This window comes from Bacillus sp. JK74 (assembly GCF_053663395.1).
This window is the reverse complement of record NZ_JBSJQB010000001.1, coordinates 792,958-818,824: the sequence shown is the minus strand read 5'-3', so window position 1 is coordinate 818,824 and position 25,867 is coordinate 792,958. Positions and strand designations below refer to the sequence as shown.

The following is a 25,867-nucleotide window of genomic DNA, read 5'->3' as shown; positions in this document are numbered from 1 at the left end:
ATATTACAAAAGAAGGAGGAGAACCTATGAAAATAGGAAAAAAGAACAAGTGGAAAAAATGGCTGGCCGGCACTCTTGCGGCAACGCTTATGATTTCCATTGCGCCTGCCGATGTATTTGCGGCAGAAACGCGTGAAAAACAAGATCAAGCGAAAACCGCCGCCATTCCGGCAGCAGACCCGGAAAAAGATCTTCCGGCGGAAAAAGCATCCGAGCAGATGCCATTTGATCAAAAAGATATCAATCAAGACGGTGAGATCACGTCTGAAAGAACTGAGAATTCAAAACTTTATTATGAGGGCGAGGGTGTATACAAACAGGAAATCTACACAGACCCCATTCATACGAAAGAAACCGCCAATGCGGACTGGGAAGACATTTCTCCTGAATTGAAAACCGGCTCAAAGGATGTCGGGACGGAAAATACAGTGCTGAACTCCGATTTTCTGAAGCAAATGAAAAACGGATTATACGCTACATTTGAACACGGTGATCATAAGCTCACATACTCATTAACCGGCGCAAAAGGCCCCGATCAGGCTGCAATCACTCCGACAGATGCCTCAGCAAAAGTGAAGGAAGACAGCAACGAGCTTACGTATCAGCAAGTGTTTCCTGCTATTGATTTACAAACCTACACATTTAACGAAAACATAAAAGAAGACCTTGTGCTTCACAAATATGAAGGCTACAATTCCTTCACCTTTCAAATCAAAACCGACCTTCAGGCTAAAGAACAGGAAGACGGCTCGATCGCGTTTTCTGATGACAAAGACAATGTCGTCTACACCGTGCCGAAGCCTTTTATGACCGACTCAGATCTCGACGAAAAGTCAGGTGAAGTCAACAGGTCAGAAGATGTCAGCTTCAAACTTGAAAAAAACAGCGAAGGCTACTTGCTCCATGTAACGGCCGATGAAAAATGGCTGAAAGATCCCAAGCGGGTTTATCCGGTATCTATTGACCCTTCAACATCAGTATCTGTGTCATCCGATACCTTTGTCATGAGCGCGTACCCGACGACAAACTACTCTGCCGCATCGCAGAAATGGGATGCCGGATTGAAAGCGTACGTGCTGAAAACTGGATATTATGACGGCACAACCGGAACGAACTACGCATTTATGAAGTTTGATAATCTAAAGCCGATCAAAAACATGACGGTGACAAAAGCGACGCTTAAAGCATACACAGTCCACTCCTATTACGGATCAAAGGCGACGGGGCTTTGGCTCGACACCGTAAACAGCAATTACGACAATGCCAAGATCACGTGGAAAAACAAGCCGGGCTCCAAAAACATCGGCAAAGCCGAGGTCTATAAAGGCCAATGGGCAAGCTTCGATGTCACATCCGCAGTCAAGTCGTGGAACAGCGGCGGCGCCAATTACGGCTTTAAGCTTCACGCAAACGGCAACGGAAAAGAATATTGGAAGAAGCTGATGTCATCAGCAAACTCTGTTAAAAAACCATACATTGAAGTGACATACACGATTCCGAAGGCGGACACGCCGTCTGTCAAAGCGTATCATAACGGAGATTCGACAGGATTTTTCAATATCAGCTGGAAAAAAGCTGAAGGCGCCAAAAGCTATAAAGTGTGGCTTTATAACGGGAAAGAATATCAGGCCATTTCTGTCGGCAATGCAACTTCTTGGAGCACAAAAGGAAAAAACATCTGGCCGACAAAAGCGGAAATCGACTCCGGCAAATATAAGCTGCATACAGACGGAAAAGGCGGAAGTGAATTAGCGCTTAATCCTTCGCCGGTCTATAAAAACTCCGGCGGCAGCTATCCGGCAAGTAAAAATTACTGGGTCGCGGTCAGCGCGGTGTTTGACCAGGGAGAAGGCGCCATGTCTGCGGCCGCCAAGCCCGTCATTCCGAATATTGGCAGAGTTCAGAAACCAAGCACGAAAGGCTTTAATAACAACAACGCCACAGGCTGGTTTGATCTTTCCTGGAAAGCCGTATCAGGCGCAGCCGGGTATAAAATGCAAGTCTTTAACGGCAAAAGCTTTGAAACGCTTGACCTCGGAAATAAAACATCCTGGTCCACAAAAAATCAAAACATCTGGCCGACAAAGGCGGAAATCAGCGCCGGAAAATATGCGCTTCACCTGAAAGACAAAAAAGGCGCGGAATTGCCGATTAACCCGGGCCCCGTTTATAAAAACGCCGGCGGAGATGCGAATCGGAAAACCTACGGATTTAAAGTCATTGCCTATAACAAAGACGGAGAAGCGATCGCCTCACCGGAATCAAGCCCGGCGCTGCCTGATATCGCAAAGCCGAAAAATCTGACAGGCTACGTCTATACGAACACGAAATCGAGCCAAACGGGTTATGTCAATCTCATATGGGATAAAGTCAAAAACGCCAAAGGCTACAAAATCAACATCTACAACGGAAAAGACTATCAATCATTCGATGTCGGGGATACCGATCATTGGACGACCCAAAACAAACACATCTGGCCGTCAGCCGATGAAGTGAAAGCGGGAAAATTCCAGCTTCACACGGACGGAAAGGGCGGCGAACTGGCGCTTGACCCTTCACCTGTTTACGAAAACGCAAACGGCAATTACAAAGGGAAGAAGAACTATTCCTTTACGCTGACCGCCTATGACGCAAACGGTGACAGCATACCGACGGCACCTTTTAACCCTGTTTTCCATGAAGGTGCGGAATTCCTCGGAACGGAAGAATTCTGGTCTATTATCGACATTCCGGACGGACAGCTGAACGGAGCGACGGGAAATGTCATCGTCAATGAAGAAGATATGTCAATCGACGGACGCGGACCGGGGCTCGGACTCTCCCGGACCTTCAACAGCCTTGACAGCTCTGACCATATGTTCGGCCAAGGCTGGTATGCCGATGCGGAAACGTCGATTCTTTCTGAAGACGGCAGAGCCGTTTATATTGATGAGGACGCGACAACACATGTCTTCACGAAAAAATCTGACGGCACGTATCAGCCGCCTACGGGCGTTTATCTCGAATTGACGGAAACAAGCGACCAATTTGTATTAAAAACAAAGGATCAGACGAACGCTTATTTCAGCAAAAAAGGCGGCAAGCTTCAAAAAGTCGTTGACGGACACAACAACACAACCGTATACGGATATAACGACAGCAATCAGCTGACCGCCATAACAGACGCATCAGGGCGCAAGCTGACATTTACCTATGATGAAAACGGCCATGTCACATCTCTTACAGGGCCGAAAAACAAAAAGATTTCGTATTCATATGACAAAGACCTTCTCAAAAAGGTGACGGATACTGACGGCAGCGTCACAAGCTACGACTATGATGCCGAAGGGCGCCTCGTCAAGCAGTATTCCGCAAACAGCACGGATGACAAACCGCTGTTCACTGAATACCAATACAGCGGCCACCGTCTGACCAAAGCCGTCAATGCGAAAAAAGAAACGTACGACTACAGCTATGACGCGGACAAAAAAACGCTGCTCATGACGCAGCCGAACGGCCGCAAAGTGCAGTACGGCTATAATGAGGCGGGCAACCCGATTCAGATGATCGATGATGCCGAAGGGCTGAAAATCACGACCAACACTGTATACGAAGGCAACAACGTCATTCAGGACACCGATCCGAACGACGCGGATGCGGGCAAAGCGACAGAAAGCTATCAATATGATAAAGACGGCAACGTCACAGCCGTAAAAGACAACTACGGCACCGAAACGTATCAGTACAACAAAAACAATGACTTAACGAAAATGAAGGATACCGAGGGGAACATCACTGATATTGCGTACGACGGACTGGATGCCGTTTCTGAAACGGATCAAAGCGGAAAATCCTCATCCGCCGCCGTGTATGACAAATACGGTAATCTCATTCAATCAAGCAAAGAGCTGGCAGCTTCGGCAAGCCTGCTGAAAGACGGCAGCTTTGAAGCAACAAAGCTGGGCTGGAATCTCACCGCTACGAGAGACAGCGGAAGCATCGCGTCTGTAAAAGCAAGAAGCGGCGCGCTGTCCGGACAAAAAGCACTGGAGATCACCTCACAATCCGCTTCAGCCGGAACAGAGCACGGCCATGCGTCCGCAACGCAGGAAGTGCAGCTTGAGCCGAATACGACGTATACACTCAGCGGCCAGATCAAAACGGATCTGACAAAGGCGAGAGCGTATTTCAACATTGATCTGCGTGACAAAGACCAAAAACGCATTCAATGGATTCACAATGAATCAGGCGCATTAGCCGGAAAGAATGACTGGACGAAACGGCAGATTACCTTTACAACACCGGCCAATGCAGGAAAAGCCATCGTCTATATGGAAGTGGATCATAAAGACAAGGACGGCAAAGGAAAAGCGTGGTTTGATCAGGTTCAGCTGGAAAAAGGCGAAGTCTCTTCAAGCTATAACCAGGTTCAAAACAGCAGTTTCACGGCCAAAACAGACGGATGGAGCACAAGCGGAACCGCCGCTGACCTTGATGAAGGCTTCGATGATGACAGCTCATTAAAAGCGTCCCGCACAAATGCATCACAAGCCAATGCGGCCGCAAAACAAACCGTTACATTAGGCCAAAGCGCGGACGATAAGCCGGTATATATCACGCTGACAGGGATGTCCAAGGCTGACGGCGTAAAATTAACGAACGACAATGATTACGCGCTTCAGGCTGACGTCACTTATGCGGACGGCACGACAGGCGTCTACACCGCCAAATTCCCGCAGGGGACACAGGAATGGAACCGGGCGGCGGCAGTCATTCCGAAAACAAAGCCGATCAATAAAATCGAAATCAGCATTCTGTTTCAAAAAAGCGCAACGGGAACGGCGTGGTTTGATGACATCCGTTTAATCGAAGGAAGCATCCTGACGAAAAACACCTATGACGAAAAAGGAAACTACGTCACAAAAGAAGAAGACGAACTAGGGTATGCAAGCACTGCTTCATATGACGAGACTGGCAAGAAAATGTCTGAAACCGATGCGAAAGGCGAAACAACCGCCTACGAATACGATCAGGCCGACCAGCTGACAAAGCTGATCCTGTCAAACGGCACATCCATCCTTCATAGCTATGACAAGGAAGGAAATGAGCTGACAAAAACGATTCGGGCCGGCGCAGACCAGACCTATCAATATGAATATGACGTCATGGGCAAGCTCGTCAAAACAACCGACCCGCTCGGCAATGTACTGAAGAGTGAATATGACGCCAACAGCAACCTGACGAAAACCGTTTCCGCCAACGGCAATGAAGTGTCGCTGACCTATGACGGCACCGACCGGGTTAAGTCAAAAGCGTATAACGGCACTGAAAAATACAACTTTACCTATGACAAAAACGGCAATGAAACGTCAGTCACAAACAAAGAACAAAATACAACGAAAAAACGCACCTTTGACAACAAAAACCGCCTGACCGAATTAACCGACCGCGGCGGCAGCCAAAGCTGGACGTATCCGGCTGATTCGGATAAGCTGAAAACTTTCTCATGGAGCCACGGCGGCCAAAAAGGAACAAACAGCTTTACGTACAACAAACTTGATCAAATGATTGAAATGAAAGACGGCACTTCAGCCTATACATTTGATTATGATGAAAACGGCAATGTCCAGACATTCATCAGCGGAAATGAAGTCGGCACGAGCTTCTCATATGATGAGCGGAATCTTGTCAGCTCTCTTCATATCGGAGCGAAAAACGGCGGCAGCATCTTCCGGGAAAGCTATGAATACGACGCCAACGGCAACCGCACGGTCATCGACAGCTCAGCCGGCGGAAAGGTGCAGTACGAATACGGCAAGCTCAACCAGCTCGTCAAAGAAACTCATGAAGACGGCACCGTCATTCAATATACGTACGACGGCTTCGGCAACCGGACAAACGTCACCACCACAAAGGACGGCGCAAGCAAATCAGTCAACGCATCATTCAATATCATGAACCAGCTGACGAAGGTGAATGACGAAGACCTATCCTATGATAAAAACGGCAACCGCACATCTGACGGCAAATACACATATACGTGGGACGCGGAAGACAACCTGACCGCCGTCACGAAAAAAGGCGAAGACAAGCCGTTCGCAACATACAAATACGATGAAAAAGGAAACAGAATCCAAAAAACCGTCAACGGAAACGTCACGAACTACTTCTACGACGGAGACAGCTTGAACGTCCTGTATGAAACAGACGCCGACAACAACGTCACAAAATCATACACGTACGGTGACAGCGGCCAGCTGTTATCCTATACAGAGAACGGCAAGAAATATTTCTATCACTACAACGCACACGGTGACGTCATCGCGATCTCAGACAGCACCGGAAAAACCGTTGCCAAATATCAGTACGATGCGTGGGGAAATCCGACAAAAACCGAAGCAAGAGACGAAGTAAAAGACAACCGCTACCGCTACGCAGGCTACCAATACGACGAAGAAACCGGCTTGTACTATCTCATGGCCCGCTACTACGAACCAAGAAACGGCGTATTCTTATCACTCGATCCAGACCCGGGAAGTGACGGCGATTCACTGGATCAGAATGGGTATGCATACGGAAACAACAACCCAGTCATGAACGTCGATCCGGATGGGCATTGGGTATGGCTAGCCATTAACGCCGGCTTTGCGGCTTATGATGCTTACAAAGCATATAAATCTGGTAAGGGCTGGCGAGGTGTTGCTAAAGCTGCAGCTATTGGTTTAATTGGAGGGGCTGCATATAAAGGTGTTAAAATTGCATATCGTGTTTACCGTCTTAACAAAGTGCATAAAGCCTCAGCTCATGTTCGAAAGGTAGCACATCATGTATATAAAAAAGGAAACGCGCCAAAGGGGTATAAAGGTGGAAGGTCTTATCGGAATAAACCAAAAAAGAAGAGTCATTGGAGACTACCTAAGAAACATAGTTACAGAGAATATGATGTTCACCCATATAGAAAGGGGGTTAATAGAGGAGCTGAAAGGATCGTATATGGGAGTAATGGAAGAATGTATTATACAAAAAATCATTACAAAACCTTTAGAAGAATAAGGTGACACTAATTATGAGTTGGTATGTATTAGATGAGGAAACAAATGATTATATATGGAATAAAGTTAATAGAATCATTAAATGGAAACCAGGTAGTAGAATCTATAAAATAAAGCCTCCTAAACCTTATAGTGTTTTCGATATTACTGTAAATATTAGTGAAGAAGCGATAGATGATTTAGAGTTAAAGATGTTAAAAGCTTTCAAGGCATGCACCACTCAGCAGGAGACAATGTATGCACTTGATTGGCAGCATGAATCTTATATTTTTCATCCCCACGAACAGTTTCAGCTAGATGAATTCGGAGAGTGGCCTGTACCGATTTTTCCAAATGGGGATTACTATTTCTTTTTTCATAAGAATTTCAAGTGGGGAGTGTTAGGTGATCCTTGCCATCAAACAATGACCATTTTTGGTGATAAACTACTAAATCAAATAGAACGTGATAAACCGACAATTTTTAGAGAAAACAAATAATATTCTAATCCGAAAGTAAAGAAAATAAGATTTTTAATAAGTAGACCTAGACAAACACAAAAAGCCCACTTGGTTTATCACCACCATTGGGCTTCTTAATCAAGACAAAAAATACAGTTTATGAAAGTCAAAGAAGTAGTTAAGATGGCTTATGCTCAAGCAAAAGAAGTGGAACACAATCATATTCAGGGTATGAGCGGTATGAAAAAAGCACACAGGTTTTCTGCAAGGAGATTGGAAAGTAATATCCAAGATGCCTCAAGAGATAATAGAGAAAAACAGTCATTCTCAATTAAAATTTGTTTTATATGAAGACGGTAAATATCTCATGAGTGAAGGCGATACATTTGCATCAGAAGATGAATTAGCAGAGGCAGATGAGAAAACGGGCAAGCACATTCCCTAACCCATTAGGTATATTTGGACATTCATCTGCAGAATCTATTTTATGTAAATATTTTTAAGTTATGTCAATTTAAGGTATAATAAAGAAAAGTCTATCCTGCATAGAAAGAAGGTAATCTCATGGCGAGAATAAATCCCAAGCAGAAGTAAGTGAGGAAGATTCTTAGATAAAAAAGGTTATAGTCAAAGTAAATTATCCAGTCAGACTGGATTAAATAAAAATACAATTACTAAGGTGTTCATTGATTCCAATTACATACCAGAGGGAAAACTTGAGGGAATCGCGACAAACTATAAAAAGAATAATGAATGTCTTAAAAACTATTGATCCTAACTCAAAAGCAGAAGATTTTTTTGATATATAAGAAAAGGCACAAAAAATGTGCCTTTTCTTACTAAGTATGTTCAATCGTTAGAAAAAGCACGACTCCTGTTTTCTTTTATATAACGCCAAGTTTTTCTTTCAACTATATTTTTAAGTTGAGGATTAAAGAGTTCTATTAAGTATCTTGCTATTAATTCTAAGTAAATGTTAACGTTGTTTAAAAGCTTATAGTTAGTTGAATAATCATACCTGGCATTTCCTCGACCACTTCCCCCATGTGCAGCCGCATTTCGACCGTGAGTGTAGATTATCTCACCTAGACTTTTATTTTTTAGATAAGGATGTTCGTTCCACTCTTTCTTTATTTTCTTTGATTCTTTCTTTAGTTCTGTTATAAGGTTTACATATTTAGCTTTTCTTTTTCTTATTACTTTTTTGCTTTCTTCATCTATGTATGTACCATAATCAATATAATAGAGAGGGTTATAATTATGCTTCATAACTTCATTTATATAATAATGAATTGCATCCTCTACTTTATAGTTTGATGGATTCATTAAAGGTTTATAATGATTTTGCACACCATATTCAAAAACTCTAAATAAAAAAACACATCTTGGTAGTGGTTCAAACTGCTTTAAAGATGCATGATATAACTCAAATAATGACTCATGTAGAGAATCCTCGAAACGGACAGTAGAGTAGCCTTTTACCTGTTTTAAAATAGGTAGTTCAAGGTGTAAAGGTTCTTCTTCTGTACCTTCAAGGAAGCTCTTCCTTCTTAACCTAAGCATGTCTAGTAAATCAAATTGTTCATATAAATTAAGTAACTTGTTATTAAAAGCAGGGTTTTCTGTGAAGTAAAAGTAGGGACGTCCACTTAGATACGCAATAATATTTAACAATGTATTTTTTGTAGATTCAGTCGTTCTTTCATTAGAAAAAACAGCGTAATGTGACTGATATGTCGCAATGAATGCATCTTTGTATATAATTGTTTCTTTAGGATATCTATAAACCTGTTCTGGGCAAATAAAAGTACTAAACATGTTTGTGTACTGAATTGGATAATTTTTCACATTATATAATAACTGAGTTGTCTCCTCTAACTCTTTTGTTATCATCATCTTCAAGTAATTTTTTATATTTTCGTATACGGACTCTTCGTTATTATATAGACCCCTATCTACTATCACTCCTTTTAAAAGCTCTTCATACACTTTGGGGTAAATTATATTTACTAATCCATTATCTAAGTTTTTCAATATTCGCCTGCAGATTTTTATTTCAGATCGATAAATCATTTTGAATTTTTCTAGGTAGGGTATCTTTTCGGTAGAGTTTTTACAACTTCCTTGTTCGTTCCCCAGTTTAAGATACAGCTTGTCATAACCTTTTAATCTGTACATTCGGAACCCTATTATTAATTCAACAAAATCTGAATTGCTAAGGTTAATTGTGAATTCATCAATAGAATCTTCTATTCTTCTTAATTCTTTGACTACATTTAAGGACATAGTTATTCCCCTTTAATCTTTTATAAATAGATTGTACAATAATATCTAATTCTAAAAAGAGACTTTGTAAAATTTATGCCATACATAAATTTTGTAAACTCTTACGAGGAGAGAGCAAGCAAAAGAACCCTTACATTTCGTAAAAATTTATGAATGTTAAAAGACTGATTCCTTACATTCTTGCAATTATGTTAGAGGATACTTACTGTACAGAAACTGACAGTAGTAAGTGTTTTGAATTCTGAACGAGGCGTAGCATGAAAAAAATCAACCTGAATTCTATTACACAGAAAGAGATACTACAAATAGAAAAACAATTTGAACGAATCGCATTAAACAAAATAAGAATCAAGAAAAGTTTAGAAAAATGGGATTGAAAATTGAAGCTGCTTTTGGAAGAATCGGAGACGAAAAGGAGATCGGAAAAGAGGTACAGCCCTCAGATTGTTTTGAGAATACCTATCATTCATTGGTGTTTTTTTCTGCAGCTTATGTGGACGGCGCAGGCTTTCACGATAATGAAGTCGGCTATTGTGTAGACCACCTAGATATATGGATTTGTGAAAGAAGGTTGTTTTCGGGGAAAGCGGGATATTTATCAGATCTAGAAAGTGATGAAGAAATCTCAAAAGAAATTCAAAACAGAATTGATGAATTGTACTTAGAAGCGGTAGAAATGATTGAAATGTTAAATGAATCCTAGTCTATTAATGTGAAGAGAGGTTCCCAGCCTCTTTTCACCCAAAACGAGGAGACAGCATGGCCAAAATTGGAGACGTCTGTCTGGAACTTGTAATTCCGGAGTATCAATCAAATGCTAATTTTCTCATTGACATGAACAGAATGCTGATTGCTGTAGAAGCTGAAACAGTTCGCTTTGACGACCAATCATTTTATGCGTATCATTCAAAATCATAAATAAACAAATAAGAGAGGTTCCCAGCCTCTCTTTTCTTACATAACGAAATCGTTCGCGGAGGCAAACATGAACACTCCTTTAAATTTACAAAAAGAATCATTGAGGGCTATAGGGAATCTGGATGTGATTAATCCGCTTAAATACAATTCGATTTATTCATGTGATCTAGTGAGTAAAGATACTTTTTCTCAATTAATGAATGACTTAGAATTCGAAACAGTTCTGATAGAAGTAATGGCATCACCTTCTTTTATTGAAGAATGGAAGAAGAAGGTTGAAAAGAAAATGATAAATATGAATACTGTATCGAAAAAGTTCATTCATATTGAATGTGCCCTAACCAAAGAAGAATTGATGGCAGATCACTTATTAGATGAATTATATTTTTTAGCATCGATCAATGACTTTGTTGTTATAATGGCAAATCCTGCCAAAAATAAGTCCTATATGAACCTGAACACTCAAAAGGTTGATGTAACTACTGAAAATAATGAAAAAATCATTTGGTTTGAATTTGATGCAGCAGATTTATATATCATTGATTAATTTGATATAAATTCCAGATTCTTAATCTATGGAGTGTTGCTGATGTTGAAACTTACCGCGGAGCGGGTTGGGTCATATAAAAGAGAGCACATCATCTATTTCAATGCGGGTCGGGATGATCAGGTATTTATTGTGTCGGTGCACGATCACAAAGTAATATTGGAGGTTATGAAAGGCAGCTCTCTTTTAATCAAAAAAGAGTTACACGGATTTTCTGAAGATGCCCATTTCTATCTCATTGATTCGTATGATAACACAATCGTGATCGTTTACCTGGAAAATCATACGTGTCAATTAGCCGCATACTGCATAAACAGTAATAAAATCAATCCGATTTGTTCTTTTCTATTAAGCGCCAATGTATTTCATCTGGGTGAGGATGGTTTATTATGGATCGGATTAACGGACGAGGGTATGTATGATGAGAGAAATCCTCAAGGAAAAGCGATATTTGCTTTTCATACAGAAGACAGAACGTTTTATTTTGAAGACGATTTTAAAGAAATGATGCATGAATGCTATGCCGTACAATCGATCAAATCTGATTTGTATGTATGTTTCGAGGGAGAGGACCGCTGTGTCATCGGGCATTATCAGATTGAACAGGACAGAATTCGTACTGTTGCAGAATATGTGCTGGACGGCGATCAATACTCCTATTGTGATCAGCTATCCGTTTCGAAAAAAAGGGTGCTTCTGATTCAGAGTCACGAGGATACCCTATTTTCATTTCATGAAGAGCACAAAGGCTTATCAGAGACTGACGTCATGATACACGGTATTGATAGAAAAGGAGAAACAACGTACAGAGCCGTACAGGACCGTATTTTTATCTTTAGTGATAACGATTTATATATGGTAAAGTATTGATCAATCCTATGCAGATGGCTTTTTTCAGCCATCTGCATATCATTTTACAGAGTGAACGATCGATATAAATAAAATACCATCCAAGACTCAAGGGGTAATTATATGAAAATAAAAATGAATAAGATAGTCGAAGAATCAGTAAAAGGATGGTTTTGTCATTTTGATAACTGCGGGCGTCTGTATCTCGGACGGCATCAGAATGGCGGGCTTTCGATTACGATCATCGATGAATCAGGTGATATTCGAGTGATTCTGAGATGTTAAAATCCAACAGATATTCTTTAAATGATGACGTCATCCGAAACCTGAAATTATACAAAAAAGAATTAGAGGGGCCGCTGCCTTCAGATGCAGGGAGATTCGAAGAAGACTTTGAGGGTGCTGCCTGCGCTGGGGATTTTTATGAATACTTCGCACTTGTCTGCGGCAGCTTAGATTTTGTGTTGGCGAATAAACAAATGCCTGCACGGCAGCGTAAAGCCTTATATAAATCCTTTTTTGAGCTGTATCCGCAATATGCGCAGCTGAAAAACGCTTTAATGGATTATCCGGAGCTCAGCCGGGAAATCGGGCGGCATGAACGGGCAAGAAAATGGTTAGTCAGCATTTTAAACAAGAAATGAAAGGCAGGCTTCTGACGTGAAAGAACCCACAAGAGCAGAATGTCTGAAGAAGGCTGGTCTGATCCTGAACGGTCAAGCGGCGAGGGAAGAAGTGTCGGATTGGGCGTCTGAGTATGTGAGTGCAGGTGATCCGGCGGTTGAGGACGAAACCGTTTGGGAGATGCTCGTATATTTGAGCGGGTTTGATCTGAAAGATTCGCCTGATGCGTATCTGCATACGTTAGAAGAATTAAGAGATTGGATGCAGGAATATAAAGAAGTTCATGGGGGTTTGTAAGAAAAAAATTCATTTGAGTCAGACATGTCAATTCAGGTGAAAAAAAGGAGGCGCAAAATGGAATGGCACAAACATGAGAAAGCAGTTCTGCCGGGGCCGGATTCGCCGGGTTGTTTTGAATTGACGGAGTTTACGTTCTATACCGGGTATAACGAGTATTATGATAAAATCCCGGTGTTTGAGCTGAAGCTGACTGACGGACAGTATGATGCCGTGCTGCGGTTTGAGGATGTGAGGTCTGCCCGGCTGGATGATCTTGAAAGCATCACCGACATCCATCTGGATATCAGCCCGGTCGACGGCGGCTGGGAATCGATCCGCTACTATGTCAATGACGGGGAAGGAAGCATGAGCTTTTATTGCGCCAAATGGGTCGTGCTCGACATGAAGAAAAAGCAGTCCCCCGAACGGCCCGGCAAAACGTCAGGGTAAAGCGGCGGCATTTCGCGTATAATGAGGGGAGCCGGACAGAGAAGGAGTTTAGTCATGAATGAGTTTAATGAATATGCGATCAGCCCCGAGATCCGACGGGCGCTGAATGGCTTGCAATACACCGAGCCGACTGAAGTGCAGCGGCGCGTCATCCCCGCCGCGCTGCAAAAAAAAGACCTCGTCGTCAAATCGCAGACGGGCAGCGGCAAAACCGCGGCTTTCGGCATTCCGATCTGCGAACTTGCGGAGTGGGAGGAAAACAAACCGCAGGCCCTGATTTTAACGCCGACCCGCGAGCTTGCGGCGCAGATTAAAGAAGATATCACGAATATCGGCCGTTTCAAACGGATAAAAGCCACGGCGGTTTTCGGAAAAGCTTCTTTTGACAAACAGAAAACCGAACTGAAGCAAAAAAGCCACGTCGTTGCCGGAACACCGGGGCGTGTGCTTGATCATATAGAAAAAGGGACGCTGCCGCTTGAGCGGCTGGCGTATGTGGTGATTGACGAAGCGGATGAAATGCTGAATATGGGATTTATTGAACAGGTGGAAGCCATCATTCAGCATCTGCCGAAAAACAGAGTCACCATGCTGTTTTCAGCGACGCTGCCGGATGACGTCGAGAAGCTGAGCCGCACATATATGAAAGACCCTGAATTGATTGAAGTAAAAGCGGAAGGCCTGACGACAAAAGACATCGAGCATTTTGTCACCAGAACAGAAGAAGAGGACAAAACATCTTTGCTGCGTGATGTTCTGATCACCGAAAACCCGGACAGCTGCATCATATTCTGCCGGACAAAAGAAAGGGTCATCCAGTTAACCGATGAGCTGGACAGGCTGGGCTACCCTTGCGATAAAATTCACGGCGGCATGGTGCAGGAAGACCGCTTTGACGTCATGAATGAATTCAAGCGCGGCGAGTTCCGCTATCTCATTGCGACCGACGTTGCCGCCAGAGGAATTGATATCGAAAACATCAGCCTCGTCATCAATTATGATATTCCGCTTGAAAAAGAAAGCTATGTGCACCGCACAGGCAGAACGGGCCGCGCCGGACACCGCGGACGGGCCGTTACGTTTGTGACGCCGTCTGAATCGCGGTTTCTGAATGACATTGAGACATATATCGGTTTCCGCATCCAAAAGCGGGAAGCGCCGTCGGAAAAAGAAACAGCGGAACGGAAAGCGGCATTTGCGGAAAAATTGAACGCCCGCCCCGATGTCAAAACAGACAAAAGCGAACAGTTAAACAAAGACATCATGAAACTGTATTTTAACGGCGGGAAAAAGAAAAAACTCAGAGCGGTCGATTTTGTAGGGACGATCGCGAAAATCGACGGCGTTTCAGCCGATGATATCGGGATTATCACGATTCTGGACAACGCATCGTACGTCGAAATTCTGAACGGCAAAGGCCCGCACGTTCTTGACATCATGAAAAATACGACGGTCAAAGGCAAAAAACTGAAAGTCCATAAAGCCAAGAAATAAAAAAAGAAAGCCTGCCGCGTGCAGGCTTTTTTTACGCCGTTTCCTCAGGCACAAACGCAAGGATGGCAATGCCGATCACAAATAACAAAATCAGGCTGAACACGGCGGCTGACGAATTTCCGGTCAGCTGGGCGGTCACGGCAATCAAAAGCGGGCCGATAATTGAAGCGAACTTGCCGAAAATATTATAAAAGCCGAAAAACTCATTGGCGTTCTGTTTGGGGACAAGCTTGGCAAAGTAAGAGCGGCTCAGCGCCTGAATACCGCCTTGGGAAGTGGCGACAAGCATAGCCAAAACCCAGAAATCAAAAGCGGAATCCATAAAATAAGCATACGTGCAGACAATCATATACACGCCGATGCCGGCATAAAGCATTGTTTTTCCCTTAAACCGTTCGGCCAGCCGCCCGTACAAAATCGAAAAAGGCGCGGCGACGACCTGTGTGACAAATAAAACAATCAGCAGATTTGCCGCGCTGATGCCGAGGTCAGCCCCGTATGACGTGGACATCGTAATGATGGTGCCGACCCCGTCGATGTAGAAGAAATAGGCGAGCAGAAACAAAAACAGCGCCCGGTGCTTCCTGATCTGCTTCAGCGTGCCGGCCAGCCGTATAAAACTGCTGATCACAAGCCGCGGCTCCCTCTCGATATAATAGCGCTGGCGGACGCGGAGAAGGAGCGGAATCGAAAACAGCCCCCACCATGCCGCCGTAATCAAAAAGGCAATGCGGCCGGCAGCCTGGGCGGACAGCGGAATCATCTCCGCTTGTGCTGACAGAATCACGGCAATGCTGAGGAGAAAAGGGATTGTACTGCCGATATAGCCCAGCCCAAACCCCCTGGCGGACACCATATTCATCCGCTCCTTTGCGGCCACATCAACGAGAAACGCATCATAAAACACATTAGACCCGGCAAAGCCGATCGTGGAAATCGTATAACAAATTAATAACAGCATCCAAGGTTCGCCGGGAATCAAAGCCAGCGCGGCGGTGCCCGCCACACCGATCAGAAAAAAGAAGGCAAAAAACCGTTTCTTGCATCCTTTGTAGTCGGCAATCGTTCCTAAGACGGGGCTGAGCATCGCCAAAATAAAAGTCGCGGCGGCAATCGTATAGCCCAAATAAGCGGTGGAATCAGCCGCGCTGACGCCGTTTTCCGCCGCCGCCGCTTTAAAAAACAAGGGAAACACAGCCGTCATAATAATGACCGAATAAGCTGAATTGGCCCAATCATACAGCATCCAGCTGCTTTCTTCTTTCGAAAACCGTTTCATCACACACGCTCCTTCCCAAAAACCGGTTCTCTGCATTATATGCGCCGCTGCCTCATCGTTGGACAATGATTTCTGAACGGCGTTTTCTGATTGACCTGGAGATATTGACCTAGTACAAAAAGGATGTACAATCAAGGTGTAGCAGGTAAATGGTCAGGCGGGAGGGAGACGGAATTGAAGATTGCGAAAGTCATTAATAATAATGTCGTCAGTGTGCTCAAAGAAGGCAATCAGGAATTGGTCATCATGGGCCGGGGCATTGCTTTTCAAAAGAAAACGGGAGATCCGGTAGATGAAGCCCGCATTGAGAAAGTGTTCACCCTCGATAACAAAGATGTATCAGAAAAGTTCAAAACCCTTTTGTATGATATTCCGATCGAGTGTATGGAAGTATCTGAGGAGATTATCAGCTATGCGAAATTACAGCTCGGCAAAAAGCTCAACGACAGCATCTATGTGTCGCTGACCGATCATATTAACTTTGCGATCCAGCGCAATAAGAAAGGGCTGGATATCAAAAACGCCTTGCTGTGGGAAACGAAACGGCTGTACAAAGACGAATTTGCAATCGGCAAACAAGCGTTGGCCATGGTGAAAAACAAGACTGGCGTGTCTCTGCCGGAGGATGAAGCAGGCTTTATTGCGCTGCATATTGTAAATGCCGAGCTGAATGAAGAGATGCCCAATATCATCAACATTACAAAAGTCATGCAAGAGATTTTGAGGATCGTAAAATACCATTTTAAGATTGAATTCAACGAAGAATCGCTTCACTATTATCGATTTGTCACCCACTTAAAGTTTTTCGCGCAGCGTCTTTTTAACGGCACACATATGGAAAGCCAGGACGACTTTTTGCTGGAGACAGTGAAAGAAAAATACCATCGGGCGTATGAATGCACGAAGAAAATCCAAACATGCATTGAGAGGGCGTATGAGCACAAGCTCACCAGTGACGAGCTGCTGTATTTAACGATTCACATAGAAAGGGTAGTCAAACAAGCATAATGAAAGCGTTGGTATTTTTGTTTTCTTGTATTCATTTTTTCTTACATTCACATATGATCTTGTTAGGATTGTTACTCATAAGCAGGCAAAACCTAAATTACAATGAGTGCGGATCATTTCTTACTGTGCTGATGGTAATTTAGGTTTTTTTAAGATTCGTTATTATCATTATTCTGACCGATGTTCCCTTTTAACAGAATCATGTATGATCGATAAAGATATCGCTTTCAAAGAAAGGGGAATGCCGACATGTTTTATCGTATGAAACGAGTGCTGCTCATTCTTGTCACTGGATTGTTTTTGAGTTTGTGTGCGATCACTTCTGCTGCATCAGCTCAAACAGGCGGATCGTTTTTTGAACCTTTTAACAGCTATAACTCCGGTTTCTGGCAAAAAGCAAATGGTTACTCCAATGGAGATATGTTCAACTGCACTTGGCGTGCAAATAATGTATCCGTGACGTCATCAGGTGAAATGCGTTTGGCGCTGACAAGCCCGTCTTATAACAAGTTTGACTGCGGGGAGAACCGCTCCGCTCAAACCTATGGCTATGGACTTTATGAAGTCAGAATGAAACCGGCTAAAAACACGGGGATCGTTTCATCGTTCTTCACTTATACAGGTCCAACGGATGGTACCCCTTGGGATGAGATTGATATCGAATTTTTAGGAAAAGATACGACAAAGGTTCAATTTAATTATTATACAAATGGCGCGGGAAACCATGAGAAGGTTGCGGATCTCGGATTTGACGCGGCCAATGCCTATCATACGTATGCGTTCGATTGGCAGCCGAACTCTATTAAATGGTATGTCGATGGGCAATTAAAACATACTGCGACAACCCAAATCCCGACAACACCGGGAAAGATCATGATGAACTTGTGGAATGGGATAGGTGTCGATGACTGGCTCGGTTCCTACAATGGTGTAAATCCGCTATACGCTCATTATGACTGGGTGCGCTATACAAAAAAATAATGTACAGAAAAGGATTTCCGCCAGCGGAAATCCTTTTTTAATTAAAACGAAATAATCCCAATCAAAAGCGCCGCAATCGTCATCACAATCGTTGTCCCCACGGCCCATTTAATAGTGAATTTTTGATGGTCGCCAAAGCTGACGCCTGCCATTCCGACCAATAGATAGGTGGATGGCACAAGCGGGCTGAGCAGATGCACCGGCTGTCCCAGCAAGGAGGCTCTTCCGATTTCAGCGGCGTCTATTCCGTAAGCGGAAGCGGCTTCGGCGATGATGGGAAGAACACCGAAGTAAAAGGCGTCATTCGACATGAAAAAGGTGAAAGGCATGCTGGCAATCGCCGTGATCAACGGCAGATGCGGGCCCATGGCATCAGGGATGAGGGAAACGAGAGAATGCGCCATCGCATCGACCATTTTTGTGCCTGAGAGAATGCCTGTAAATATGCCTGCCGCAAACACCATTGAGACAACGTTTAACGCATTACCCGCATGCGCCGAAATCCGTTTCTGCTGCTCTTTGACATTTGGATAGTTGACCATCAAGGCGATGGCGAACGCGATCATAAAAAGAACAGGGATGGGAAGCAGGCTGGTGATCAGCGCGGCCATCAGAGCAACAGTCAGCAGCAGGTTAAACCACTGGAGAGCGGGACGCTTCAGCGGCGCCGCCTCCGGATCAGAAGACGGCGCGTGTTCAATTGAAATGATGCCGAGCCGCTTCCGTTCTTTTTTTCCGAGGAGATAAGCAACGGCGATCACCCAGAGAACGCCGGCGATCATAGCGGGAATCAGCGGCGTAAAAACTTCTGACGTGTCCAATTTCAAGGAAGCCAAAACCCTCGCCGTCGGCCCGCCCCACGGAATAATATTCATGACTCCCGAACCGAGCATCGCAATCCCCGCCAGCACCAAACGGTTCATGCCGAGCCGTTTGTAAAGGGGCAGCATTGCCGCAATCGTAATCATATACGTTGTTGTCCCATCTCCGTCCAGCGAAATGGTCATCGTCAGAACCGCTGTGCCGATGGCGATTTTTAACGGATCCCCTTTGACAAGCGATAGGATTTTGGCAATGAGGGGATCAAACAGACCTGAATCAATCATAATGCCGAAATACAGGATGGCGAATAACAGCATGATCCCGGTAGGAGCGAGGTCTGTAACGCCCTGAATCATCATCCCGCCGAGATCTTTGCCAAATCCGCTGATCAGGGCAAACACAACAGGAACGACAATCAAAGCAATAAGAGCGGAAAGCCGGTTAGACATAATAAGATACATAAAGACAATCATCATCACAAAACCGAGTATGGCAAGCACGATATGACCTCCCCTGTTCAACAGCTGTTTTGGTAAGCGTTTTCACATTTTGTTTCTGTGAAAAGGGCTTATTTCAAAATGTGTATGACCGCATATGTAAATACAGACCTAAAATCCTAATGAGCGGATCAGCAGTTTATTTGAAGAACGCCGCGGGTAAATGTGCTGTAGAATGTTTCGTTTTAGAAGGGGGAACTGACATGAGTGATGATCAAAACAAACGAGTAAATGAACACTCAAAGGACGAACAGCTGGAGCAGTACCGGTCTGATAACAGCGGCAAAAAAATGACGACCAATCAGGGGCTTCGCGTGTCTGAGGATGAGCATTCTTTAAAAGCGGGCGTCCGCGGCCCCACGCTGATGGAGGATTTTCATTTTCGTGAAAAAATGACGCACTTTGACCACGAGCGGATTCCGGAACGGGTTGTTCATGCACGCGGGTACGGCGTTCATGGGCATTTTCAGGTGTACGAACCGATGACGGAATATACACGGGCGAAATTTTTGCAGGACCCGTCCGTCAAAACACCTGTTTTCGTCCGTTTCTCAACAGTGGCGGGCTCCAAGGGGTCAGCTGACACCGTCCGTGACGCCAGGGGATTTGCGACGAAGTTTTATACTGAAGAAGGGAACTATGACCTCGTCGGAAACAATATTCCGGTGTTCTTCATTCAGGACGCGATCAAATTCCCGGATCTCGTTCACGCCATAAAACCGGAACCGCACAATGAAATGCCGCAGGCTGCGACGGCTCATGATACGTTCTGGGATTTTGTCGCAAACAATCCTGAATCCGCGCACATGGTCATGTGGACGATGTCTGACCGCGGCATCCCGCGAAGCTATCGGATGATGGAGGGCTTCGGTGTGCATACGTTCCGTTTCGTCAACGAGAAAGGGAAAGCGCGCTTTGTCAAATTCCACTGGAAACCCGTGCTCGGCGTTCATTCCCTCGTATGGGATGAAGCGCAGAAAATTGCCGGGAAAGATCCCGATTTCAACCGCCGCGACCTATGGGAAACGATTGAAAACGGCGGCAAAGTCGAGTATGAGCTCGGTGTTCAGATGATTGACGAAGAAGATGAATTTAAATTTGATTTCGATATCCTTGATCCGACGAAGCTGTGGCCGGAGGAACTGGTTCCCGTCAAGCTGATCGGAAAAATGACCCTTGACCGCAATCAGGACAATGTCTTTGCGGAAACGGAACAGGTCGCCTTTCACCCGGGAAATGTCGTGCCGGGCATTGATTTCACCAATGATCCGCTTCTTCAAGGCCGGCTTTTCTCTTATACAGATACACAGCTCATCCGTCTTGGCGGGCCGAATTTTCACGAGATCCCGATCAACCGGCCGGTCTGCCCGTTCCATAACAACCAATACGACGGCTACCACCGGATGACGATTAATAAGGGCTCTGTCGCCTATCATAAAAATTCCCTGCAGAACAATGATCCGTCACCGGCCTCAGAAGAAGAAGGCGGATACGTTCATTACCAGGAAAAAGTAGAAGGCAGAAAAATCCGCCAGCGCAGTGAGAGCTTCAATGACTATTTTTCTCAGGCCAAGATGTTCTGGAACAGCATGTCTCCCGCCGAAAAAGAACATATCATCTCCGCGTTCTGTTTTGAGGTCGGAAAAGTGAACAGCAAGGATGTGCAGCAGCAGGTGGTTGACGTCTTCAGTCACGTCGACGCCGGGCTTGCCGAGCGTGTTGCGAAAGGAATCGGCGTGAACCCGCCGCCGAAGGACCGTGAATCTGATGAAACGTTCACTTCCCCGGCCTTAAGCCAGGAAAACACGGTGAAGACGGCAGCGACAAGGCAGGTTGCGGTTTTAACCGACCACGGGTTTTCTGATGAGAAAGTCAAACAAGTGCTTGACGCATGCAAACAGGCGGGAGTCAGAGCCGATATCATCAGCCCCGCGCTGGGAACCGTCAAGGGAGAAAACGGTACGGAGCTGAAAGCGTCAGCCACTTTCCTGACAGCGGATTCCGTCCTGTACGACGCTGTTTTTATTCCGGGCGGAAAACAAAGCACAGACAGCCTCAAAGCCCAAAAATCGGCCAGAGACTTCGTCAACGAAGCTTTCAGCCATTACAAAGCGATCGGCGCCTCCGGTGAAGGAAAAGAACTTCTCGCCCTCGCCGCCGGAACCGAAAGCGGCCCCGGTCTTGTTCCGGACGGAAACCATGAACAATTTCTGAAAGCCGTGGCTGAGCATCGGCATTGGGACAGAAACGTATAAGAATGAAAAAGCGCCTTTGATGAGAGGGGCGCTTTTTTCTTGTGAAAGAATATTGGGAGAAAACGAAAATTGCTTCCGTACAAATCCGTATCTTCCGCTGTCCTGGACATTCAGACAACAGTTTTAGAGAGTCAGGGCATGCGCTATTTAAAGCAGGCGGGTTGATGAAATAATAGTTTCACCCTCTTTGGTTTACTTCCGCCCTGTGTTTGTGTATCTTAGGGGTAGATTTTCTGGAGGAGCGATTGATAGTGAAGCCGTTTACCGAAAAACAACTTGAAGAATATTACCGGCGTGACGAAAACATGATGATTTTGGTGTTCGCCCAATGGTGTGTCAATCATGACCTTGATCCGATGGCCATTTACAGCAAGGCTTACCCCGGACAGCCTTTAAACGAAGAGCTGCGAAAAACGGCTGAAGAGCTTGTCGTGCCGAAGGAGGAATCAGAACCGATTCCTGATCAAACCGTCATCGGCGTTTTGGAGATGTTCGGCAACTCCGATTTGGCGGAAGCCGTTTATGAAGCCATTGCGCAAAGACCTTCACGGTAAAAGAGGCGTGGATTTTCCATGTCTCTTTTTTCATGGAGAAAATGTGAAAGAAGGCCCAGAAACAATTTGCTGATCTGCGCTGTCTATAGAGTGTAAACCGTTTTCAAAAAGGGAACGGTAATGAAAAGGAGGAGTTGTGATGAAAAAGGCATTCAAAATGATGGCGGCCGTGCTCTTAACCGTCCTGACAGCCGCGCCGTTCGGAGGTTTCGCGCCTTCAGCAGAGGCCGCGCAAACCGCAAAGCCCGTCGTCAAAAGCCAGACGTATAAGCATGTAAAGCAGCTGACCTACCCCGAGGTCACAAATACGGGAAACGCATCTTTTGAAAAGAAAATCAATCAGGACTTCAAACGCTATATTGAAAACTCGTACAAAGAATATGTAAAAAACAAAAAAGACGGTGAAAAACAAGGCTACAAAGCGGAATACCAGGCAGATTTCAAGGTGAAGTATAATCAAGGCGGCAAACTCAGCATTCAGACGGAAAACTACAGTTACACAGGCGGCGCACACGGGCTGACAGCCGTTCAGACCTTTAATTACGACCTGGCCGCAAAAAATCGGGTCACACTCAATGATGTGCTGAATACAAAAACGAAAGCCAACAAAACGAGAGACTATCTTTACGGCTACATTAAGAAACATAACGATCTGTTTGACCAGGACGTCAAAAAACAAGAGATCATCCTCAATAACGAAAGACCTTTCTTCTTTACGAAAAACGGCATTGCCGTTGTGTTCGGACAATATGATCTCGGACCGTACGCGGCAGGAATCCGGGACGTTTTCGTGCCTGCATCCGTCTATCAATAAAAAAAAGCGATATCACTCCAAAACGGAGCGGTATCGCTTTTTTTCTTTTACCAGACAAACAATCCGACAATCGCCGCGCTCAATAAGGAAACGGCAATTCCGCTTACAAGCAGCTTCCAGACGTTTTTCCCGATGATGGCTGATTTTTCACCATCAAGCAGAGATTGATAAGATCCGTAGATCATACCGATGGTGCTGAAGTTTGCAAATGATGTCAGGAATGTCGTAGCCACGGCAATCGTGTGCGGCGGAAGTGATTTCAGCTGCCCTTTCAGATCGGCCATTGCCACAAATTCATTCGTCGCGAGCTTGATGCCCATCAGCTGTGCGACATACATCGCGTCATGTACGCCTAATCCGAGAAGGAAGGCAAACGGACTGAAGATGTATGAGAAAATCTTTTGAATGGTCAAACCGTGCATGAACAGTCCGAGTACGCCGTTTAACGCAGCCGTTAACGCCACATATCCGATTACCATCGCTAAAATAACAATGACCATGTTCATGCCGACAAGCATACTGTTAGAAATCGTGGAGAAGAAGTCTTTTTTCTCCGCTTTTGAAGGAACGTAAATAATATCATCCTCTTTAGAAACGTCCACGGGATTCAGCATATTGGCGATTAAAAGCGCGTTTAAGCAATTCAGCGGGATGGCTGTAAACACATAAGTGGACGGAACCATCGTCAAGTACGATCCGATGATCGAACCGCTGATGCTGCTCATGCTCATCAGCCCGAATGTCAGAAGCCGATTGTTGCTGACGGCGGCAAGCTGCTGGCGGATGACGGCTAAAGCTTCCGTATTTCCTAAAAACATCATCTGGATGGAGAAAAAGCTCTCCAGCTTCGGCAGACGGGATATTTTAGAAATCAGCCAGCCGATTTTATCAATGAGCCACGGCAGAATACCGAAATACGACAGCATATCAAAGAAGGTCACGACGAAGATAATCGGCAGCAATGCGCTGAAGAAAAAATCAACCGTCGGGTTCGCCATGACAGACGGAAAGGCGAAGGCAATCCCTTGACTGGCGCAGGAAATCAGCCATGTAAAGAACGCGCCGATCTTCCCGATGACAAAGCCGCCGACTTTTGTCCCTAACATAAACCAAGTAATCAGAAACTCAAAGACGAGGAGCATGACAATCGGACGCCATTTAATCTTCTTCTTGTTGGGTGAGCATAAGAAAACAACAGCCATGACAACAATGAGACCGACAATGTTCAATAAAAAGTACATGTGAGCAACTCCTATAAGGGTATTATGGAAATAAAAAAAGCTCTTATTCGTCACAAATTCCTGAAAGCCAGAAAGTGTGATAAATAAGAGCCAAAAGAAAAGAATAGACTGACAGCATCATATGCTTTTCACTCGTTCAAATTTATGCAAACTTTCTTGTAGTCTAGTCTTTTACGGCACTAGGTAGAAACAATCAGACCATATTACTGATCATATACAAGAATAACGATATTACATGAGATAGCAGTATTTTATCGTTTCAATTTTTGAAAATCAACCTTTTTAGATATTTTCAAAATAATAAATTTATATTATAAATAAAGAAAATAAAGGATGTTCACAAGTAATTGGATAATAAAGGTATAAAAGCCCCCGAAAAACAGTTCCGGTTCATTGTAAAGACGGGATGCAGCTGATAAAATGGATCTGAGGGCACCGCCTTCAAAAGACGGCAGAAAAGGGGTCATTTTCGTGATCATTCAGTTCATTCGTTACAGATAATGAGAGGTATAGATAAATAGGTTGAAACTTCCAATTAAGTGAGGTTTATTTGTCTATGCCTTTTTCATTTCATCGGAATAACGAATGAATGAGGTGTTTTTATTGACGTCTATAAAAAGAAAACGCGCGGAATTACTGCAATCATGCCAGTCCGTATTCAGGTGTCCGCTATGCAGTTCGGCCATGGCGGTCTCACAATACAAAAGCTTGATGTGCGGACACGGGCATACATTTGATATATCAAAGCAAGGATATGTGAATTTCCTCAATAAATCGGTCAAAACCCGCTATGACAGGCAGCTGTTCGAAGCGAGACGCGCTCTTTTTGACAGCCGGGAATTTTTTGGGCCGGTTCAAAAGGAGATCGCCGCCATCATCAGCCGCATTCAATCTCCGCAAACAACGGCGGCGATATTGGATGCGGGATGCGGAGAAGGCACTCATTTAGCCGCCGTATGCAAATGGCTTCAGCCCGCTTTTTCCGTGACGGGAATCGGCATTGATCTCTCGAAAGAAGGTGTGCTGCATGCCGCAAAGGCCTTCGGGGATCATTTTGTTTTTGCCGTCGCTGATGTGGCGGATGCGCCGTTTGCCGACAGCTGTTTTGATGTCGTGATGTCTGTTTTATCACCTTGGAATTACAAGGAATGCAGCAGGCTTTTACGAAAGGGCGGCACAGTCATTAAAGCGGTGCCGCGGCGTGATTATTTGAAGGAAGTAAGGGAATTCTTCTTCGGAGACAGTCCTCGGCGGAATGACACCGCCGATTCTGCGGCCGGACGATTCCAAGCGGGCTTTCAAACCTTTGAGCGCAAACGGCTGTGTTACACGAAGACCTTATTGCAGCCTGACCTCGAGCGGCTTGTGAAAATGACGCCCTTAACATGGAAATGTACTGATGAAAGCATCCGGCGGTTTATCAGCCGAAAAGCGGCGGATATTACGATAGATATCGATATTTTAATCGGAACCGGTCCTCTGTAAACAGAAAAGACAC

The 25,867-nt window shown here is 44.7% G+C and carries 21 protein-coding genes, 1 pseudogene and 1 riboswitch; of the genes and pseudogenes, 18 read left to right on the top strand and 4 right to left on the bottom strand.

The genetic code is table 11. The annotated features are described in order from the left end of the window. Nucleotides 1-26 precede the first annotated feature (26 nt). The 3 genes from ACWJJ5_RS04110 to ACWJJ5_RS04100 all read left to right on the top strand — a co-directional run bounded on the left by ACWJJ5_RS04110 (nt 27) and on the right by ACWJJ5_RS04100 (nt 7,822). Nucleotides 27-7,037 (top strand): DNRLRE domain-containing protein, encoded by a 7,011-nt coding sequence (locus ACWJJ5_RS04110; RefSeq protein ID WP_454022217.1) that lies wholly within the window; start codon nt 27-29, stop codon nt 7,035-7,037. Nucleotides 7,038-7,045: 8 nt separating this feature from the next. Then, the gene (locus ACWJJ5_RS04105) at nt 7,046-7,510 is read left to right on the top strand and encodes a DUF2716 domain-containing protein (protein ID WP_061581608.1); all 465 of its coding nucleotides are present in this window, start codon (nt 7,046-7,048) and stop codon (nt 7,508-7,510) included. A gap of 144 nt (nt 7,511-7,654) precedes the next feature. Beyond that, on the top strand, nt 7,655-7,822 hold the full coding sequence (locus tag ACWJJ5_RS04100) for a hypothetical protein (RefSeq protein WP_164672403.1): 168 nt from the start codon (nt 7,655-7,657) through the stop codon (nt 7,820-7,822). 498 nt (nt 7,823-8,320) lie between these two features. Here the strand turns inward: ACWJJ5_RS04100 and ACWJJ5_RS04095 are convergent, their stop codons facing one another. Continuing rightward, on the bottom strand, nt 8,321-9,757 hold the full coding sequence (locus ACWJJ5_RS04095) for a hypothetical protein (protein WP_070082592.1): 1,437 nt from the start codon (nt 9,755-9,757) through the stop codon (nt 8,321-8,323). Nucleotides 9,758-10,124: 367 nt separating this feature from the next. Here ACWJJ5_RS04095 and ACWJJ5_RS04090 point away from each other — a divergent pair, with 367 nt between their 5' ends. From ACWJJ5_RS04090 to ACWJJ5_RS04050, 9 genes and pseudogenes are all read left to right on the top strand, one after another. Further along, nucleotides 10,125-10,460, top strand: a complete 336-nt coding sequence (locus ACWJJ5_RS04090) for a PWWP domain-containing protein (protein WP_164672389.1) — start codon at nt 10,125-10,127, stop codon at nt 10,458-10,460. A 20-nt stretch (nt 10,461-10,480) separates the two neighbouring features. Further along, nucleotides 10,481-10,675: pseudogene (locus tag ACWJJ5_RS04085) on the top strand (YxiG family protein); the annotation flags it as partial. A gap of 67 nt (nt 10,676-10,742) precedes the next feature. Next, the gene (locus ACWJJ5_RS04080) at nt 10,743-11,222 is read left to right on the top strand and encodes a hypothetical protein (protein ID WP_454022216.1); all 480 of its coding nucleotides are present in this window, start codon (nt 10,743-10,745) and stop codon (nt 11,220-11,222) included. Nucleotides 11,223-11,264: 42 nt separating this feature from the next. Continuing rightward, entirely contained in the window at nt 11,265-12,092 is an 828-nt protein-coding gene (locus ACWJJ5_RS04075) for a hypothetical protein (protein WP_454022215.1), read from the top strand. 102 nt (nt 12,093-12,194) lie between these two features. Further along, nucleotides 12,195-12,356 carry a hypothetical protein gene (locus ACWJJ5_RS04070; protein WP_454022214.1) on the top strand — a complete coding sequence of 54 codons (162 nt, stop codon included), beginning with the start codon at nt 12,195-12,197 and terminating at the stop codon, nt 12,354-12,356. Then, complete coding sequence (locus ACWJJ5_RS04065; RefSeq protein WP_454022213.1) at nt 12,350-12,715, top strand: YxiJ family protein; 366 nt, start codon at nt 12,350-12,352, stop codon at nt 12,713-12,715. Before ACWJJ5_RS04070 ends, ACWJJ5_RS04065 begins: the two co-directional genes overlap by 7 nt. Nucleotides 12,716-12,731: 16 nt before the next feature. Beyond that, a complete protein-coding gene (locus tag ACWJJ5_RS04060) occupies nt 12,732-12,992 on the top strand; it encodes a DNA-binding protein (RefSeq protein ID WP_454022212.1) in 261 nt (86 codons plus the stop codon). Nucleotides 12,993-13,049: 57 nt separating this feature from the next. Continuing rightward, entirely contained in the window at nt 13,050-13,424 is a 375-nt protein-coding gene (locus tag ACWJJ5_RS04055) for a hypothetical protein (RefSeq protein ID WP_025853663.1), read from the top strand. Between the two features lie 54 nt (nt 13,425-13,478). Then, a complete protein-coding gene (locus ACWJJ5_RS04050; protein ID WP_007407785.1) occupies nt 13,479-14,918 on the top strand; it encodes a DEAD/DEAH box helicase in 1,440 nt (479 codons plus the stop codon). 31 nt (nt 14,919-14,949) lie between these two features. Here ACWJJ5_RS04050 and ACWJJ5_RS04045 read toward each other — a convergent pair whose 3' ends face one another. Further along, a complete protein-coding gene (locus ACWJJ5_RS04045; protein WP_106080301.1) occupies nt 14,950-16,200 on the bottom strand; it encodes an MFS transporter in 1,251 nt (416 codons plus the stop codon). 171 nt (nt 16,201-16,371) lie between these two features. On the opposite strand from ACWJJ5_RS04045, the gene licT reads away from it, so the two are divergent. After that, entirely contained in the window at nt 16,372-17,205 is an 834-nt protein-coding gene (licT, locus tag ACWJJ5_RS04040; protein WP_070082586.1) for a BglG family transcription antiterminator LicT, read from the top strand. 249 nt (nt 17,206-17,454) lie between these two features. Continuing rightward, complete coding sequence (bglS, locus tag ACWJJ5_RS04035; RefSeq protein WP_182069139.1) at nt 17,455-18,186, top strand: beta-glucanase; 732 nt, start codon at nt 17,455-17,457, stop codon at nt 18,184-18,186. A 41-nt stretch (nt 18,187-18,227) separates the two neighbouring features. Here bglS and citH read toward each other — a convergent pair whose 3' ends face one another. Then, nucleotides 18,228-19,508: a citrate transporter CitH gene (gene citH, locus ACWJJ5_RS04030; RefSeq protein ID WP_077723043.1), complete on the bottom strand. Its 1,281-nt coding sequence runs from the start codon at nt 19,506-19,508 to the stop codon at nt 18,228-18,230. Between the two features lie 200 nt (nt 19,509-19,708). Between citH and ACWJJ5_RS04025 the strand changes: the two genes are divergently transcribed. The 3 genes from ACWJJ5_RS04025 to ACWJJ5_RS04015 all read left to right on the top strand — a co-directional run bounded on the left by ACWJJ5_RS04025 (nt 19,709) and on the right by ACWJJ5_RS04015 (nt 23,128). Next, nucleotides 19,709-21,760, top strand: coding sequence for a catalase (locus tag ACWJJ5_RS04025; protein WP_230014663.1), 2,052 nt, complete (start codon nt 19,709-19,711; stop codon nt 21,758-21,760). Nucleotides 21,761-22,065: 305 nt separating this feature from the next. Continuing rightward, entirely contained in the window at nt 22,066-22,314 is a 249-nt protein-coding gene (locus ACWJJ5_RS04020) for a hypothetical protein (RefSeq protein ID WP_046341506.1), read from the top strand. Nucleotides 22,315-22,453: 139 nt separating this feature from the next. Further along, nucleotides 22,454-23,128 (top strand): DUF3298 and DUF4163 domain-containing protein, encoded by a 675-nt coding sequence (locus ACWJJ5_RS04015; RefSeq protein WP_095318285.1) that lies wholly within the window; start codon nt 22,454-22,456, stop codon nt 23,126-23,128. A gap of 47 nt (nt 23,129-23,175) precedes the next feature. Here ACWJJ5_RS04015 and ACWJJ5_RS04010 read toward each other — a convergent pair whose 3' ends face one another. Beyond that, complete coding sequence (locus tag ACWJJ5_RS04010) at nt 23,176-24,369, bottom strand: NupC/NupG family nucleoside CNT transporter (RefSeq protein WP_003150774.1); 1,194 nt, start codon at nt 24,367-24,369, stop codon at nt 23,176-23,178. A gap of 139 nt (nt 24,370-24,508) precedes the next feature. Beyond that, a riboswitch (purine riboswitch) is annotated at nt 24,509-24,609 on the bottom strand. 363 nt (nt 24,610-24,972) lie between these two features. Here ACWJJ5_RS04010 and ACWJJ5_RS04005 point away from each other — a divergent pair. Next, nucleotides 24,973-25,854, top strand: a complete 882-nt coding sequence (locus ACWJJ5_RS04005) for a methyltransferase domain-containing protein (RefSeq protein WP_454022211.1) — start codon at nt 24,973-24,975, stop codon at nt 25,852-25,854. The last annotated feature ends 13 nt before the right edge of the window (nt 25,855-25,867 follow it).